Source organism: Streptomyces sp. NPDC048623, assembly GCF_040650755.1.
Lineage (GTDB): Bacteria > Actinomycetota > Actinomycetes > Streptomycetales > Streptomycetaceae > Streptomyces.
Window position 1 is genome coordinate 340581 of the sequence record NZ_JBEZHV010000006.1, and the last position, 15511, is coordinate 356091.

General features: G+C 74.3%; 11 protein-coding genes. 7 read left to right on the top strand and 4 right to left on the bottom strand.

Going from position 1 to position 15511, the window contains the following annotated elements:
- The first annotated feature begins 4 nt into the window (after nucleotides 1–4).
- The gene (gene meaB, locus AB0C73_RS12275) at nucleotides 5–985 is read left to right on the top strand and encodes a methylmalonyl Co-A mutase-associated GTPase MeaB (protein ID WP_362527935.1); all 981 of its coding nucleotides are present in this window, start codon (nucleotides 5–7) and stop codon (nucleotides 983–985) included.
- Here the strand turns inward: meaB and AB0C73_RS12280 are convergent.
- A complete protein-coding gene (locus tag AB0C73_RS12280) occupies nucleotides 982–1773 on the bottom strand; it encodes a DUF4239 domain-containing protein (protein ID WP_362527938.1) in 792 nt (263 codons plus the stop codon). The genes meaB and AB0C73_RS12280 overlap by 4 nt on opposite strands.
- 286 nt (nucleotides 1774–2059) lie before the next feature.
- On the opposite strand from AB0C73_RS12280, the gene helR reads away from it, so the two are divergent.
- Nucleotides 2060–4285, top strand: a complete 2226-nt coding sequence (gene helR, locus AB0C73_RS12285) for an RNA polymerase recycling motor ATPase HelR (protein ID WP_362527940.1) — start codon at nucleotides 2060–2062, stop codon at nucleotides 4283–4285.
- Nucleotides 4286–4308: 23 nt separating this feature from the next.
- On the opposite strand, the gene AB0C73_RS12290 is transcribed toward helR, so the two are convergent.
- Both AB0C73_RS12290 and AB0C73_RS12295 read right to left on the bottom strand, forming a co-directional pair.
- Nucleotides 4309–4839, bottom strand: coding sequence for a hypothetical protein (locus AB0C73_RS12290; protein WP_362527943.1), 531 nt, complete (start codon nucleotides 4837–4839; stop codon nucleotides 4309–4311).
- A 168-nt stretch (nucleotides 4840–5007) separates the two neighbouring features.
- On the bottom strand, nucleotides 5008–6588 hold the full coding sequence (locus AB0C73_RS12295; RefSeq protein ID WP_362528056.1) for an adenosine deaminase: 1581 nt from the start codon (nucleotides 6586–6588) through the stop codon (nucleotides 5008–5010).
- A 297-nt stretch (nucleotides 6589–6885) separates the two neighbouring features.
- Between AB0C73_RS12295 and AB0C73_RS12300 the strand changes: the two genes are divergently transcribed.
- The 5 genes from AB0C73_RS12300 (at nucleotide 6886) to AB0C73_RS12320 (ending at nucleotide 12753) form a co-directional block, all read left to right on the top strand.
- Nucleotides 6886–7953: a questin oxidase family protein gene (locus AB0C73_RS12300; protein WP_362528057.1), complete on the top strand. Its 1068-nt coding sequence runs from the start codon at nucleotides 6886–6888 to the stop codon at nucleotides 7951–7953.
- An 83-nt stretch (nucleotides 7954–8036) separates the two neighbouring features.
- Entirely contained in the window at nucleotides 8037–8465 is a 429-nt protein-coding gene (locus AB0C73_RS12305; protein WP_362527945.1) for an STAS domain-containing protein, read from the top strand.
- 60 nt (nucleotides 8466–8525) lie between these two features.
- Complete coding sequence (locus AB0C73_RS12310) at nucleotides 8526–8909, top strand: STAS domain-containing protein (RefSeq protein WP_362528060.1); 384 nt, start codon at nucleotides 8526–8528, stop codon at nucleotides 8907–8909.
- Nucleotides 8906–9403, top strand: coding sequence for an ATP-binding protein (locus tag AB0C73_RS12315; protein ID WP_362527947.1), 498 nt, complete (start codon nucleotides 8906–8908; stop codon nucleotides 9401–9403). Before AB0C73_RS12310 ends, AB0C73_RS12315 begins: the two co-directional genes overlap by 4 nt.
- A gap of 140 nt (nucleotides 9404–9543) precedes the next feature.
- Complete coding sequence (locus AB0C73_RS12320; RefSeq protein WP_362527948.1) at nucleotides 9544–12753, top strand: HAMP domain-containing protein; 3210 nt, start codon at nucleotides 9544–9546, stop codon at nucleotides 12751–12753.
- Here the strand turns inward: AB0C73_RS12320 and AB0C73_RS12325 are convergent.
- Entirely contained in the window at nucleotides 12725–15346 is a 2622-nt protein-coding gene (locus tag AB0C73_RS12325; RefSeq protein WP_362527950.1) for a SpoIIE family protein phosphatase, read from the bottom strand. The two genes, AB0C73_RS12320 and AB0C73_RS12325, sit on opposite strands and share 29 nt — an antisense overlap.
- Between the last annotated feature and the right edge of the window lie 165 nt (nucleotides 15347–15511).

Consider the following 15511-nt stretch of genomic DNA (forward strand, 5'->3'; position numbering starts at 1 on the left):
TCCCATGGCCATCGACATCGACACGTACGAGAAGGGTGTACGGGACGGGAAGCGCGCCCTCGTGGCGCGCGCCATCACCCTGGTCGAGTCCACCCGGCCGCAGCACCGGGCGCTCGCCCAGGAGTTGCTGACCCGGCTGCTGCCGCACAGCGGCCGGGCCCGGCGGATCGGCATCAGCGGGGTGCCGGGCGTCGGCAAGTCGACCTTCATCGACGCCTTCGGCACGATGCTGACCGGCCTCGGGCACCGGGTGGCGGTGCTCGCCGTCGACCCGTCCTCGACCCGCACGGGCGGCTCGATCCTCGGCGACAAGACCCGGATGGAGCGGCTCGCGGTCGACCCGGCGGCCTTCGTGCGGCCCTCGCCGAGCGCGGGCACGCTGGGTGGTGTCGCCAAGGCGACCCGCGAGTCGATGGTGGTGATGGAGGCCGCCGGTTACGACGTCGTCCTCGTCGAGACGGTCGGCGTCGGGCAGTCGGAGACGACCGTGGCGGACATGGTCGACTCCTTCCTGCTGCTCACCCTGGCCCGCACCGGCGACCAGCTCCAGGGCATCAAGAAGGGCGTCCTGGAACTGGCGGACGTGGTCGCGGTCAACAAGGCCGACGGCCCGCACACCACCGACGCCCGCGCCGCCGCGCGCGAACTCGCGGGCGCACTGCGGCTGATGCACGGGCATGAGGCCTTCTGGACGCCGCCGGTGCTGAGTTGCAGCGCCCGCGAGTCGACGGGCCTGGAGGAGGTGTGGGAGCGCCTGGAGAAGCACCGCGCCCTCCTCGACGCGACCGGCCGCCTCGACGCCCGCCGTCGCGACCAACAGGTCGACTGGGCCTGGTCGATGGTCCGCGACGAACTCCTGAACCGCCTCCACTCCGACCCGGCGGTCCGGGCGCTCACCCCCGAGGTGGAGCGCCGGGTCCGCGACGGCGAGCTGACGGCGACGCTGGCGGCGGAGCGGATCCTGGAGGCCTTCCGAGGACCTTAGTCGGTCCAGTACTGGGCGAGGGCCCCCTCCCGGTACGGGGCGGGGCTCACGCTCAGTTCGCCGGCGAAGGGCCGGTCCAGGACGAAGACCAGCAGCAGGCTGAAGCCGACGAGCGCGGCGACGGACGCGACGAAGAGCAGCTGGATGCGCAGCTTGCGCATGCCGTACAGGAAGGTCAGCGGGATCAGCACGATCGCCCCGCCGAAGGCCAGCACCTGGAGCAGCGGCGGCAGTTCCTGCTGCGCCATGGTGATGCGGGCGCGCCGCTGGGCGGCGACGTCGTTGAGGTGCGAGACGGCCTCCTCGTAGAAGACCTCCTCGCGCGGCGACTTCGGCTCGTACGCCTGCAACACGTCGAACGCCGACCGCAGATGCACCTCCGTCGCCCCGTACGACGGCTGCCCGGCCCGCATCCGCGGCCACTGGTCCTCGACGACGGCGTGTACGTACCCGCTGAGCGCGCTGTCGAGGTCCGCGCGCACCGGCGCGGGGAACGCTGCGGCGTCGCGGGCGATGAGCGCGGTGTCGGTGGCCTCGGTGGCGACGATGGTCTGCGTGCTGTCCAGTTGCGTCCAGAGGGTGACGATGACGAACGCGAGGATGATCCCGTAGATCGCGCCGAACATCCCGAGGGTCACCCCGACCATGTCGTTGTGCTCCCCGCGCGCGAGGGAGGGATACCTGCGCCGCAGCAGCACGCTCCCGGCGACGGCGACGAGGACGGCGCCACCGACGGTGACGACGGCCAGGGTGAAGGTGCTGAAATGATTGAGCAGCCAGAGGGACATGAGCGCGGAGTCTAGGCTCGGCCTGTTCGCCCTTTTCCCGCTGTGACCTGCCACGACAGGCCGTTGGGCGCCCCCCGCGCCTCGGAGTCCACCCCATCGGGTGACGGCCCGTTCGGGCCGCGACGGCCCGGGGCACAGAACCGGGAAACAGAAGAGGCGAGGAACACTCTCCTCGCCATGTTCAACTTATAACACGAGGGGGGCCTTGCCGCAAGGCCCCCCTTGTGGCGCACAATCGCTCTCCTGACGCCGGAACCTGCGGAAATGGGAGCTTTACCACGTGCGTATGGATACGTCCGCGTTCAACCTGCCCGACACCCTCTCCCCCAAGGCCGACCCGGCACTGATCGGCGCCGACGAGCAGCACTTCGCGGCCGTCGCCGAGAGCCTGGAGCAGGCGGTCGCCGAGCTCTCGGAGCGGCTCGACGCGCTGCGCAGGGCGCCCGGCGGGATCGGGCGGGAGGCGATGGAGCGGGACAACGAGATCCACCGGGTGACGGCCCGGCTGCGCACCCTGCGCCGCTTCGGGCTCGACCTGTGCCTGGGGCGGATCGTTCCCTCGGGCTCCGCCGGGACCGATCCCGTCTACATCGGCCGGCTCGGCCTCACCGACGCCGGCGGACGGCGGCTGCTCGTCGACTGGCGCTCGCCGGCCGCCGAGCCGTTCTTCGCCGCCACCCACGCCCACCCGATGGGCCTGGCCAGCCGGCGCCGCTACCAGTGGACCGGCGGCCGGATCCACGACTACTGGGACGAGGTGTTCACCGCCGACGCCCTCGAAGGGCACGCGGCGCTCGACGACCAGTCCGCGTTCATCGCGAGCCTCGGCGGCAACCGCTCCGCGCGCATGCGTGACGTCCTTGCCACCATCCAGGCCGACCAGGACGCGATCATCCGGGCCGGCTCGCGCGGCACGCTGGTCGTCGACGGCGGCCCGGGCACCGGCAAGACCGTCGTCGCCCTGCACCGCACCGCCCATCTGCTCTACTCCGACCCGCGCCTCGGCCACCGGCGCGGCGGCGTCCTCTTCGTCGGCCCGAGCCGGCCGTACCTGGCGTACGTCTCCGACGTGCTGCCCAGCCTCGGCGAGGGGGGCGTGCGCACCTGCACGGTGCGCGACCTCGTCCCCGAGGGTGCCGGAGCCGTACCCGAGTCGGACCCGGCGGTGGCACGGCTCAAGTCCTCGGCGGAGATGGTGCGTTCGATCGAGATGGCGGTGCGGTTCTACGAGGAGCCGCCGACCGGCGCCATGACCGTCAGCACCCCGTGGGCCGAGGTGCGACTCACCGCCCACGACTGGGCCGAGGCCTTCGAGGCCGCCGACGGAGTGCCGCACAACGAGGCCCGCGAGCGGATCTGGGAGGAGCTGGGCAGCCTGCTCCTGGAGAAACTGGACGCCGCCGACGCCGAGGTGCCCGAGGTACCCGAGGAGCCGTTCCGGAAGGCGCTGCGCGCCGACCGCGAGGTGGCCGAGGCGCTGCACGGGGCCTGGCCGGTGCTCGACCCGGCCGATCTGGTCGGCGACCTCTGGTCCGTACCGGCGTATCTGCGCCTGTGCGCGCCCTGGCTCTCGCGTGACGAGGTACGTCTCCTCCAGCGCGCCGACACCCGGGCGTGGACGGTCTCCGACCTGCCGCTCCTGGACGCGGCGCGGCAGCGGCTCGGCGACCCGGAGGCGGGGCGGCGCCTGCGCCGTCACGAGGAGGCGCTCGCCGCCCAGCGCACGGAGATGGCGGCGGTGGTCGACAACCTGATCGCCGCGGCGGCCGACTCCGGTGCCGACGGGGACGACGGCGAGGGTCTGGTGAGGATGCTGCGCGGGGAGGACGCGAAGGTCAGCCTGGTCGACGAGTCGGTTCTTCCGGGCGCCGAACGCGACGTCCTGGCCGGGCCGTTCGCGCACATCGTGGTCGACGAGGCGCAGGAACTCACCGACGCCGAATGGCAGATGCTGCTGCTGCGCTGTCCGTCCCGGTCCTTCACCGTGGTCGGCGACCGCGCCCAGGCCCGGCACGGCTTCACCGAGTCGTGGCGGGAACGTCTGGAGCGGGTCGGCCTCGACCGGGTCGAGACGGCCGCGCTGAGCATCAACTACCGTACGCCGGAAGAGGTGATGGCGGAGGCCGAGCCGGCCATCCGCGCCGCACTGCCCGACGCCAACGTGCCGGCATCGGTGCGCCGCGCCGGGGTCCCGGTCGTCCACGGCCCGGCCGCCGACCTGGAGCGGATCCTGGACACATGGCTGGACGAACACGCCGAAGGGACCGCCTGTGTCATCGGCGGTCCCGTGGGAAGCGGTCCCGTGGGCAGCGGTCCCGTAGGCAGCAGTCCCGTGCTGCGGGGCAGGGAGCGGGTCGCCTCGCTCACTCCGTCGCTGTCGAAGGGCCTGGAGTTCGACCTGGTGGTCCTGGTCGACCCCGAGCGCTTCGGCACCGGCATCGAGGGCGCGGTCGACCGCTACGTGGCGATGACCCGGGCGACGCGGCAGCTCGTGATCCTCACGAGCGGCTGAGCCGCCGCCCGTGGTTCAGCCGCTCAGCGGGTCGCGTGCATCTCCTGGAACAGGTCCCATCCGCCGTCGGGCGTGGCGTTGAAGCCCTGCCAGTGGAAGGAGGTCGGGGTGACGTCGCCGAACGTCCAGCGCGACAGCCTGCCTTCGGCGTCCGTGCCCTCCTGGATCATGCCGCCGGAGCCGTCGGGCCGCCCGGTCTGGGAGAAGTACGACGGGAGCTTCGGCGAGAACCAGGTGATCTGCCACAGCCCGGTGTTCACGTCGTACATCCGGACCGTGGTGCCGGGGAAGCGTCCGTGGAAGTCCGGGCAGTACAGCACGTCCTGCACCACCCGGCCGCCCAGGGCCCAGCCGAAGCGCCACTCGCCCCGCGCGGTGCGCCACTGCCCGTCGGGGAAGCGGTAGCGGTTGCTGATGCGCCAGGGGCGGCCGACCAGCCTGCCGTAGAGCATCAGCGCCTCGGCGTGGTCGGGGTCGGGGCCGTCGGCCGAGAGCAGTTCCGGCATCGAGTCACGGGACCTGTCGGGGGACGTATCGGGGGACGACGTCGTCATCAGGGCTCGAACCTCCTTCTGGCGGGGCGGGGTCGACCGGCAGAGGGTAGCCCTGCCGGTGGCCGGAGGCAGCCGGATTTCGCGCGCCGCGAGATCCGGCCCGACACGGCCGCGCCGTCCACCCTTCCGGTGAAGGGGGACGGCGGGTCGGATTCCCGGGGTGCGGACTCAGCCGCCCACGGTGCCCCTCACGATGCGGCGCTCGAAGGCGCCGAACGCGGCCTCCTGACGCCACTCGACGGCGGCCTTGGGGCTGGCGTCGAGGAGGCGGCGGCAGGCGGGGCGGAGCCGGTCGGAGCCCGGCTCGTCGTGGCGGCAGGCCCCGGCGAGGCGGTAACCGTCGCGGGTCGGGTTGCCCTGCCAGATGCTCGCGCCGGGCAGGAAGGCGTACTCCAGGGAGGCGCGGGCCAGGTCCTTCAGCTCGCGGTAGCCGAGGTCGTACGTCGCGGCGGCGTAGCGGTACTCGTGGGTGATGTCGATCCGCGAGACGCCCGGGTCGTCGGTGGCGAGGACGACCGGGACGCCGTGCGCGCGGTACGTCTCGAAGGGGTGGTCGGCGCCCTTGACGCCGAGGATCTGGGCGTTGCTGGTGAACGGCACCTCGACGGCGATCCGCCGTGCGGCCATCGTGTCGGCGACCCGCTGCCAGTCGTTCTCGTGGACCAGGTCGACGCCGTGCCCGATGCGCTCGGCGCCGGCCACGTTCACGGCCTCGCCGATGTGGAAGCCGAGGTCCTCGGGCTTGACGAGCCCGGGCCACAGCTCGCCCGCGTGCAGGGTGACATGGGCCTTGGGGTAGACGCCGCGCAGATACCGCAGCATCCGCATCTGGGTGCGGTAGTTGGCGAGCGAGGTGTCCCAATCCTCGGGCTGGACCAGGTTGACGGCGACGAAGCGCGGGTCGGCCTCGGCCAGCCGCATGCCGAGCGCCATCTGGGTGAAGACCCGCTCGTTGGAACTGCCGCGCGACACCTGGGAGATCCAGCGCACGGTGAGGGCGCAGCCCGGGCGGGGCGCGTCGGTGGCGCAGCGGGCCGCGGTGCGGAACTCGGCGTCGCCGGCGTCGGCCTCCTTGCGGGCCTCGGCGACGACCTTGTCGAGCTTGCCGTCCGCGACCAGCTTGCCGTGCATCTTCGCGAGGTCGGCGTCCCAGCCGACCTCTCCGGCGAGCTTCTTCGCGCTCTCCGAGGCCGGGCTGACCATGGTCTCCAGATAGAACTGGTTCTGCTCGGCCACGGTGTCGGCGACCTCGGCGAGCAGCTTGCCGCGGTGCCGCCAGGTCACCTCGCCGAACTTGCCGAAGGTGTCGAAGAAGTGGTCGTGCCCGTTGCCGCCGGGCGGGAAGTCCTGCATGGACCACGCGCGTACGAGCGCGTCGCGGAAGGCGGTGTCGGTGCGCGCGTCGGCGGCGGGCCGGGCGCCCGGGCCGCACGGCGGCACGACGGCGGTCATGGTCGTGGTGTCGACGCAGAGCCCGTCCTCGGCGGCGAGCTCGATCAGATACTCGGTGGTGACCGCGCCGGAGAGGTGGTTGTGCAGTTCCCCGCCCTTGGGCAGGGCCTGGAAGAAGGCCTGGAGCGCGGCGGGGTCGTTACGGATCGCGGCGAGCCGCGCGGAGGCGACCGCCTCGCCGGACGTCGGCGCCGGGCGAGGCGCGGCGCCGGCCGGGGCAGCGCCCGCCGGGGCGGCCACGGTGACGGCCGGCAGCAGGCACAGCGCCGCGAGGACGAGCGAGCCGCGGCGCGAAATACGGTGCGGGGCCGGTCGGTTGGGGTCCTGTGGGGGTACGGAATTGATCACTCCGCCATGATCGCGAGTGATGGCGGGGCCCAGGTCGGATGACGTCCGTTTCACCCGTCACTCCACCCGCACGAGAAGATTCTTCGTACGGAACAGCGGCTGCGCGAACAGACGTCCGCCACCCCGCGGCGGGCCCGGACCTAGGTCCCGTCCTAGGCCCCCGTGTACGACTCCCCTACACCTCACGCCCGTTACGCCGCCCGTACGGCCCGGCCTACCGTCCCTCGCATGGAGACGACAGGCAGCATGAAGACGACGGGCAGTACCGAGACGACAGGCACCCACCACACCGACACCAGCGGCGTCCTCGACGAGGCCTTGGACCGCCTGCACACCACCGGGCCCGAGCGCCTCGGGCGGCTCACCAATCACGCGCCGATGGCCGTCGAGGCGCTGGCCGCGCACGGGCAGGAGCGGGCGGTGCACCGGTGGCTCGACCTGTACGCGCCGAAGCTGGAGGAGTTCCCGTCCGGGATCGCGCCCGTCACGGCCGCCGGATGGCAGGAGGCCCTGGGCGATCCGCGCCGGGCAGCCGACTGGATCGCGTACTTCGGCCGGGAGCTGTCCGACCGGCCATGGCAGGACGTACTCGCCGAGTGGTGGCCGCGGCTGCTGCCCGGCCTGTACGGCGGGTCGTCGCACCCGGTGATCCGGGTGGGCCACGCCGTACGCACCCTGCTCGCGGACGGCGGCGACACCACCGGCCCGCGGCTCACCGAACTGGCGCACGGCCTCGGCTATTGGGCCGCCCGGCACCGCCCGGTCACCGGCGTCACCCCGCTGCCGGGCGCGGACGGCGCACCCGCCTCCGCCGCGCTCGACGCCGTACCGCGCATCGCCGAGCAGCAGGGGAGCTTCCCCGACCGGCTCGGGCGGGTCGAGCGGCTGCCGGCCTGGGCGGGCGCGGTGACCGGGCCGGACGCGGCGTACGAACACCTCACCGAACTCGTCCTCGCCGCCACCCACCGCTATGCCACCCACGGGCACGGCCAGGAGACCATGCTGGTCCACGCCGCCACCGCCCCCAACGCCGTCCTGCGCACCCTCCCCGCGCTCCCCCGCGCCCTGTGGGTGCCGAGCCTGCGCGTCGCGTGGACGGCATCGGCGGCGGTGACCGCGATGTACGCGCCGGCCGAGGCGGTCGTGCCCGCCGCGCCGGGCCCGCTCGCGCCCGAGGAGGTCTTCGAGCGTGCCCTCGCGCACGGCGACGAGCACGTCATCAAGCTGACCGACACCGCCCTCGACTTCTCCGACGAGCTGTCCCTCGCGGCGGCCCTGCGCGCCGTCGAGCTCAGCGAGCCGCTGAGCCGCTGAGCCGCTGAACTGCTGAACCGCTGACCCCGGCGTGACCGCATGGGCGAGCCCGATCGGGGCAGGCGCCCCACGGAGGTGCCGCCATGATCCCCGCGCAGTCCGTGCCGCCCCAGGGCGGCGAGCCGGACCCGACGCCCACCGGCCCCGGCCCGGAGCCGCGGATCTATCGCGCCCCGGCCGGCACGGCCTGGGTGGTCCGCGAGCCGTCCCCGGCACCGGGGACGGTGGTGCTGTCGGCGACCGGGGAGTTCGACGTCGACACGGTCGTCTGTCTGCGCCGGGCGCTCGCCGAGGCCCGGCGCTCGGGGAGCCGGCGAACCGTCCTCGACATCTCGCAGATCGGTTTCGGCGACTCGTCGTTCCTGCACGAGCTGCTGACCGCGCACTTCGCGGACGGCCGGTTCGTCCTCGCCGGGCCGGTGCCGCGCCAGCTGAAGCAGCTGTTCGCGATGACGGGGACGCTGCGGCTCTTCACGATCGTCAAGGATCGCGCGGTTCTCGGCTTCGCCTGATCATGGGGTTCAGGGTGGCGGTACGGAGGGACGGAAGGAGGCGGCCGGCGCATGGAGGCCATGGATCGGAGGGAGGGCTTCCCCGGGCGGCTCGGTGTCCGGACCCTGCGCGGACCGCGCCCGGGAACCGTCGTCGTCGCCGTCTCGGGCGAACTCGACCACGACACGGCGGCCCCGCTCCGCGAAGCCCTCGCGGCGCACCAGGGCACCGGCCGCGTCGTCGTCGACTGCTCGGACCTGCGCTTCTGCGACTCCACCGGCCTGAACGTGCTGCTCCGCACCCGCCTTCACATGGCCGACGCGGGCGGCCGCCTCGACCTCGCGGGCCTGCGCCCCCCGGTGGACCGCATGTTCGAGATCACCGGCGCGCGGTCGGTCTTCCGCGTGTACGACGACACCGCGGCCGCCCTCGCGGACGCGGCACCCGTCGGGGAGGAGCCATGAGGCGCGCCACGGGCGGCGCGAACGCCCCGGAACCCGGCCCTCCGGGTCCCCCGGGCGCCGGCGGGGGCACCCAGGTGCAGGTCAGGCGGCTCGTCCTGGGTGGGGCGGCCGGTGGGGCCGTGACGCGGTGCCGGGACTTCACGGCCGACGCGCTGCGTGACTGGGGCTGGCTGCCCGCGGCCACGGCGGAGGACCGGGAGCGCGCCGAGGACGTCCTGCTGCTGGTCTCGGAGGTCGTCACCAACGCCTGTCTGCACGCCGACGGGCCCGAGGAACTGGTTCTCCGGTACTCCGCCGACCGCCTGCACCTGCGCCTTGAGGTGTCCGACGCGAACCCGGCCCCGCCCCGCCCGCGCGCCCCCCGCTCCCCCGCGCTGCCCGGCGGCCACGGGCTGATGGTCCTGAGCCGCCTGGCCGGGGCCTGGGGCAGCGCCCCGAAGGCGGACGGCGCCCTCGGGAAGGTGGTCTGGGCCGAGGTCGCCCGCCCCACCTGAGACGGCGCGCCCACCCCCGTACCCCCGGATCCCGTTTGTTCCCGGAGATGCCGGAGATCCCGGAGATCCCGGAGCCGTCGAGCGGGCACTCGGCCTAGAGTGGATGGGCGGGGCGTACGACCCCGCCGGGCAGGCCCCTTATGGCAGAGCGCACTCCGGCAGCACCCTACGGCGGTCACGGCGACCAGCGCCGCGACCGGGGCGCTGATGTCCTCGCCGAGGAGGGGCTGCGGCGGCTGCTCGCCGGGCTGACCGCCGTACGGGACGGGGAGCTGTCCGTACGGCTGCCCGAGGGCGCGGACGGCGTCCAGGGCGAGATCGCGAGCGTCTACAACGACATGGTCGACCGGCTGTCCCTGCTCACCTCCGAGGTGACCCGGGTGGCCGGCGAGGTCGGCGGGCAGGGCCTCCTGGGCGGCCGGGCGGGGGCGCCGCGGGCGAGCGGGGTGTGGCGGGAACTCACCACCGGCGTGAACACGATGGCCGACAACCTCACCTCCCAGGTGCGTTCCATCGCCCAGGTGGCCACGGCCGTGGCCCGCGGCGACCTCACGCAGAAGATCCGGGTGGACGCGCGCGGCGAGATCCTTGAGCTGAAGGAGACCATCAACATCATGGTCGACCGGCTCTCCTCCTTCGCCGAGGAGGTGACCCGGGTGGCCCGCGAGGTCGGCACCGAGGGCAAGCTCGGCGGCCAGGCCCGGGTACGCGGGGTGTCGGGCACCTGGAAGGACCTCACCGACAACGTCAACTCGATGGCGGACAACCTCACCAACCAGGTCCGCAACATCGCGCAGGTGACCACCTCCGTCGCCCAGGGTGATCTGACCAGCCGGATCGACGTGTCGGCGCGCGGCGAGATCCTGGAACTCAAGACCACCATCAACACGATGGTCGACCAGCTGTCGTCGTTCGCCGCCGAGGTGACCCGGGTGGCCCGCGAGGTCGGCACCGAGGGCAAGCTCGGCGGTCAGGCGGAGGTCGAGGGGGTCTCCGGCACCTGGATGCGGCTCACCGAGAACGTCAACGAGCTGGCCGGCAACCTGACCCGGCAGGTACGGGCCATCGCCGAGGTCACCAGCGCGGTCGCCGAGGGCGACCTCACCCGCTCCATCACCGTCGACGCGCCCGGCGAGGTCGGCGAACTGCGCGACAACATCAACGCCATGGTCGAGTCGCTGCGCGCCACCACCCGCGCCAACCAGGAACAGGACTGGCTGCAGACGAACCTGGCCCGGATCACGGCGCTGCTGCAGAGCACCCGCGGGCTGCCCGAGATCGCCGAACTGATCATGGCGGAGGTACCCCCGCTCGTCTCGGCGCAGTACGGCGCCTTCTTCCTGGCCGCCGAGCCCGAACCGGAGCGGAAGGACGAGGGGCCGGGTTCCGACGGGGATGCGGAGCCGGGCGAGGACGCGGATCCGGGCGCGGTGTCGGACACCGGACCGACCAGGTCCGTACCGGCCGGGCCCCCACCCACCGGGCCCCCGCCCACCGGATCCCCTCCCCCTGGGCCCCCACCCACCGGATCCGTACCGGCCGGGTCCCCTCCCACCGGGCCCGACCTCGTCATGGCCGCCTCGTACGGGCTCCCCGTCGTCCCCGGCGATCCGCCGCGCCGCTTCCGGAGCGGCGAGGGTCTGGTCGGGCAGGCCGCCCGGGACCGGCGGGTCCTCCTGGTCGACCCGGTGCCCGAGGGGTACGCGACGGTGTCGTCCGCCGTCGGCACCGGCGAGCCGGCCGCGCTGATCATCCTGCCGATCGTGGTCGAGGACCAGGTCCTCGGCGCCGTCGAACTCGCCTCCCTCCAGCCCTTCGGCGCGCTCCAGCGCGACTTCCTCGACCGCTTCGTGGTCAGCGCGGGCGCCGTCCTCAGCTCGCTCGTCGCCAACCTGCGCACCGACGAGCTGCTCGCCCAGTCCCGCAGCCTCGCCGACGAACTCCGCTCCCGGACCCTGGAGTTGCAGGCCCGGCAGCGCGAGCTCCAGCGCTCCAACGCGGAACTCCAGGAGCAGGCGGCGCTGCTCGCCGAGCGCAACCAGGACATCGAGTCGAAGAACCGGGTCATCGAGCAGGCCCGGCAGGAACTGGAGGCGCGTGCCCAGCAGTTGTCCCGCACCTCGATGTACAAGTCGGAGTTCCTGGCCAACATGAGCCACGAACTGCGCACCCCGCTCAACAGTCTGCTGATCCTGGCCCGGCTGCTCGCGCAGAACCCCGAGGGGAATCTGACGGAGAAGCAGGTCGACTACGCGGAGGTCATCCACTCGGCCGGGTCCGACCTGCTCCAGCTCATCAACGACATCCTCGACCTGTCGAAGGTGGAGGCGGGCAAGATGGAGGTGCGGCGCGAACCGTTCGCGCTGGCCCAGCTCCTGGAGTACCTGGAGGCGACCTTCGGGCCGGTCGCCGACCAGCAGGGCCTGGACTTCGCCGTCACCGTCGCCCCGGACGTACCCGGTCATCTGACCACCGACGAGGCGCGGTTGCGGCAGGTGCTGCGCAATCTCCTCTCCAACGCGCTGAAGTTCACCGAGGTCGGCGAGGTGTCGCTGACCGTCGAGCACACCCCGCCCGACGAGGTGCCGGCGGCGCTGCGGGACGGGCATCCCGTGCTCGCGTTCCGCGTCGCGGACACCGGGGTCGGCATCCCGGCCGACCGGCTGCGGCACATCTTCGACGCGTTCCAGCAGGGCGACGGGACGACCGCGCGGGAGTACGGCGGGACGGGGCTCGGGCTGTCCATCAGCCGGGAGGTGGCCACGCTCCTTGGCGGCACCATCGAGGTCGAGAGCACTCCGGGACGCGGCAGCCGCTTCACCTTCCATCTGCCGGAGCGGGCGGCGGCGGGTGTGACGGGTGTGGCGGGTGTGGCGGCCGGGTCCACGGACCGGAACGAGGAGGCGGGTGGCTCCGCCGACCCCGCCCCCGCCCCCGCGCCCGCGCCCGCGCCCTCGGCCGGGGACAGGGGCGAGCCCCCCGCGGCGACCGTCCTCGTCGTGGACGACGACACCCGTAACCTCTTCGCGCTCACCGAGATCCTGGAGTCGCACGGGCTGCGGGTGCTCACCGCCGACGGCGGCCACCGGGCCGTCGAGGTGCTCGCGGCGCACACCGAGGTCCGGCTCGTCCTGATGGACGTGATGATGGCGGGCATGGACGGCTACCGCGCCATCGAGGAGATCCGCCGGATGCCCGGCCTGGCCGGGCTGCCCGTCATCGTCGTCACCGCGAAGGCCATGCCGGGCGACCGGGCCCGCGCCCTGGAGGCCGGTGCCGACGACTACCTCGCCAAGCCGGTCGACGAGGCGGAGCTGATGGTCAGGATCCGCCGCCGGCTGGAGGGCTGACCAGGTCGCGACCGGCGGTCTCCTCCGGGCGGCGGACCCGGACCGCGACGACGCTCGTGTCGTCGTCCGTGTCCCCCAGGGCCATCCCGAGCAGCGCGTCCACGAGCAGTTCGGGGCTCTCCCGGCCCGGCACGGACAGCCGGGTCGCGACCGCGAGCAGCCGGGCGAGCCCGGGGCCGAGGCCCTCGTGGCGGCGCTCCACCAGGCCGTCGGTGTAGAGCAGCAGGGTGTCGCCGGGGCGCAGGGCGGTGCGGCGTTCCTCGTACGCGTACGAGGGCACCGCGCCGAGCAGGATGTCCTGCGGCGGCTCCAGGAGGCGGGCCCGGCCGTCGCGGATGAGGAGCAGCGGCAGATGGCCGGCGCTCGACCAGACGAGGCCGCCGTCCTCGGGGTCGTACAGCGCGCAGACCGCGGTGGCGGTGGAGCCGTCGCCGGTGCGCAGGGTGACCTCGTTGAGCCAGCCCATGAGCTGGTGGGGCGGGCGGCCGGTGAAGGCGAGGGCGCGCTGGGCGTTGCGCAGGGAGACCATGCCGGTGACGGAGTCGATGCCGTGGCCCGCGATGTCGCCGACGGCGAGCAGCACCTTGCCCCCGGGCAGCGGAAGCACGTCGTACCAGTCGCCGCCGACCTGGTACTCCTCGGCGGCGGGCCGGTAGCGGGCGGCGACGGTCAGCCCGCCGGGGAGCTCGCGCAGGGCGGTGGCCTCGGGGACGATCGCCTGCTGGAGCTGGAGGGCGACCTGGTGGCGCAGTTCGGCCTGGTCGCGGACGGCGGTGAGCCGGTCGAAGGTCGCGGTCAGGGCGAGCTCGGTGCGGCGGGTCGCGGACACGTCCTGGTAGGCGCCGACGAAGCCGGTGACGGTGTCGCCGTCGAGGAGGGGTTCCGCCGCGACGCGGACATGCCGCACGGAGCCGTCGGGGAGCACGGTCCGCAGGACGGTCTGGGCGCCGGTGCGGCGATCGGTGAGCGTCCTGAGCAGCGCGGTCAACGCCTCGCCGTCCTCCTCGTGGACACGGGCGCGCAGCGCGAGCAGCGGCAGCGGCGCCTCCTCGCGCGACATGCCGAAGATGCCGTACGCCTGCTCCGACCAGACCGTGTCGCCGCCGGTCAGGCTGTCCTGGAAGGTGGCCACGCTCTGCAGCCGGGCGACGGCCCGGCCGGTCGCGAGGCCGGGGGCGCCCGCGGTGTGCCAGAGGACCACGGCCCGGTCGGGGCCCGCGGGCAGCACGCGTACGTCGAGCAGCGGGCCCGGCCCGTCCGCCGGGTCCACGGGCGGGCCCGCGGCGGGAAGGCGCGCGGCGTGGCCGGGGCGGCGGGTGTGGCGGGCGCGCCGGGCCAGACGGGCGAGTTCGGGGTGGACGTGCGGGAAGGCGCGGGCGAGCGAGGGGTCGTCGGCCGGGAGGGTGCCGCCGAGGGCGGTGACGGCGGCCTCGTTGACGTGCTCCAGGACCGGGGCGCCGGTCGCCGCGTCCGTACGCAGCAGGGCGGCCGGGTGGGTGAGCGCGTCGAGCAGGTCGACGAGGACGGGCGCGCCGGTCTCGTCGGCGTCCGGCCGGTCGAGGAGCGCGACGGCCACGTCCATCAGGCCGTCGACGGCCCGCCGCAGCGCCGGGTCGAACGCCACGGGCCCGGGCCAGCCGACGAGCGCGACGCCCTCCGTCGTACCGCGCCGGCGCAACGGCAGCACGGCCCGGGCGGCGTCCACGCCCGCTCCCGGCAGGTCGGCGGGGTCGGCGGGGCCCTCGGGCAGCCACACCGGCGCGTCGCCATCGAGCACGGCGCGGATCGCCTCCGGCGCGGCGGGCGGGATCCACCACCACGCCGCCGCCTCCGCCGCCCCGACCCCGGCGTGCCCGGCAAGCCGCAGACACCCCCCGTCGACGAGCCGCCACAGCCACACACTGTCCGCCCCGAGCGGCCCGAGCCCACCGTCGAGCAGCGCCTCCGCCGCGCCGCCGACATCGTCGGCGGTCTCGACGGCGGCGACGGTACGGCGGAGCCGACGGGCGAGGTGCGGCGGGGGCGGGGCGGCGGGGGGCGCGGGGGCGGCTTCGCCGCCGGGTGCGCTCGGGGCGGTGAGGCCACCCGGGGCCTCGGGGTACGCGGGGGTGCGCGGGCCACCGGGACCCCCGGGGGTGCCGGAGTCCTCCGGGCTCGCGGGGGCGGCCTCGCCGCGGGGGCCACCCAGGGCCTCGGGGCTGCCGGGGCGACCCGGGCCGCCCGCACCTCCGGTGCCGGCGGGGCCCACGGCGTCGGCTTCACCGCCGGGGGCGCTCGGGGCGGCAACGCCGCCCGTGCCCCCGGTACCGCCGCGCCCTTCGGCGCCGGTGAGCGCGTTCACGACGTCCGCCGCGAGGTCCTGGGGCGAGAGGCCGGTGGCGGCCGCGAGCGCGGTGAGGTGTTCGGCCGCGTCGGCGGTGGAGAGGCCGAGCTGGGCGGCGAGGACGCCGGTGGCGAGGTCTGTCAGATGCCGCTGGGCGCGCTCGGCCCGCAGCCGCCGGTTCTCGGCGGCCAGGCCCGCGAATCCGGACTCCGCCGCCCAGGTGTCCGACGCCCACGACGGCCTTCCATGGGACCCCGCGGAACCGGCCAAGACAACCTCCGGCACAGGCGCTCGTACCCCTTCGGAGTCTACTCGCGGGGGCGGGTGCCGGACCGGTCCGGCACCCGCCCCCCCCGCACCCACGCCGGCGCCACGGCGCCCGGCCGCGCCGCGCCCGTCTCGCAGGTGGGGTGTAACTCCCCCCCCGCAGCGCCC

Bases quoted from the DNA above. Each gene is read 5' to 3' on its own strand.
- AB0C73_RS12280 (WP_362527938.1), bottom strand. From the start codon at position 1,773: ATGTCCCTCTGGCTGCTCAATCATTTCAGCACCTTCACCCTGGCCGTC.
- helR (WP_362527940.1), top strand. From the start codon at position 2,060: ATGGATACGTCCGCGTTCAACCTGCCCGACACCCTCTCCCCCAAGGCC.
- AB0C73_RS12315 (WP_362527947.1), top strand. From the start codon at position 8,906: ATGAGGCGCGCCACGGGCGGCGCGAACGCCCCGGAACCCGGCCCTCCG.
- AB0C73_RS12290 (WP_362527943.1), bottom strand. From the start codon at position 4,839: ATGACGACGTCGTCCCCCGATACGTCCCCCGACAGGTCCCGTGACTCG.
- AB0C73_RS12320 (WP_362527948.1), top strand. From the start codon at position 9,544: ATGGCAGAGCGCACTCCGGCAGCACCCTACGGCGGTCACGGCGACCAG.
- AB0C73_RS12310 (WP_362528060.1), top strand. From the start codon at position 8,526: ATGGATCGGAGGGAGGGCTTCCCCGGGCGGCTCGGTGTCCGGACCCTG.
- AB0C73_RS12305 (WP_362527945.1), top strand. From the start codon at position 8,037: ATGATCCCCGCGCAGTCCGTGCCGCCCCAGGGCGGCGAGCCGGACCCG.
- AB0C73_RS12300 (WP_362528057.1), top strand. From the start codon at position 6,886: ATGAAGACGACGGGCAGTACCGAGACGACAGGCACCCACCACACCGAC.
- meaB (WP_362527935.1), top strand. From the start codon at position 5: ATGGCCATCGACATCGACACGTACGAGAAGGGTGTACGGGACGGGAAG.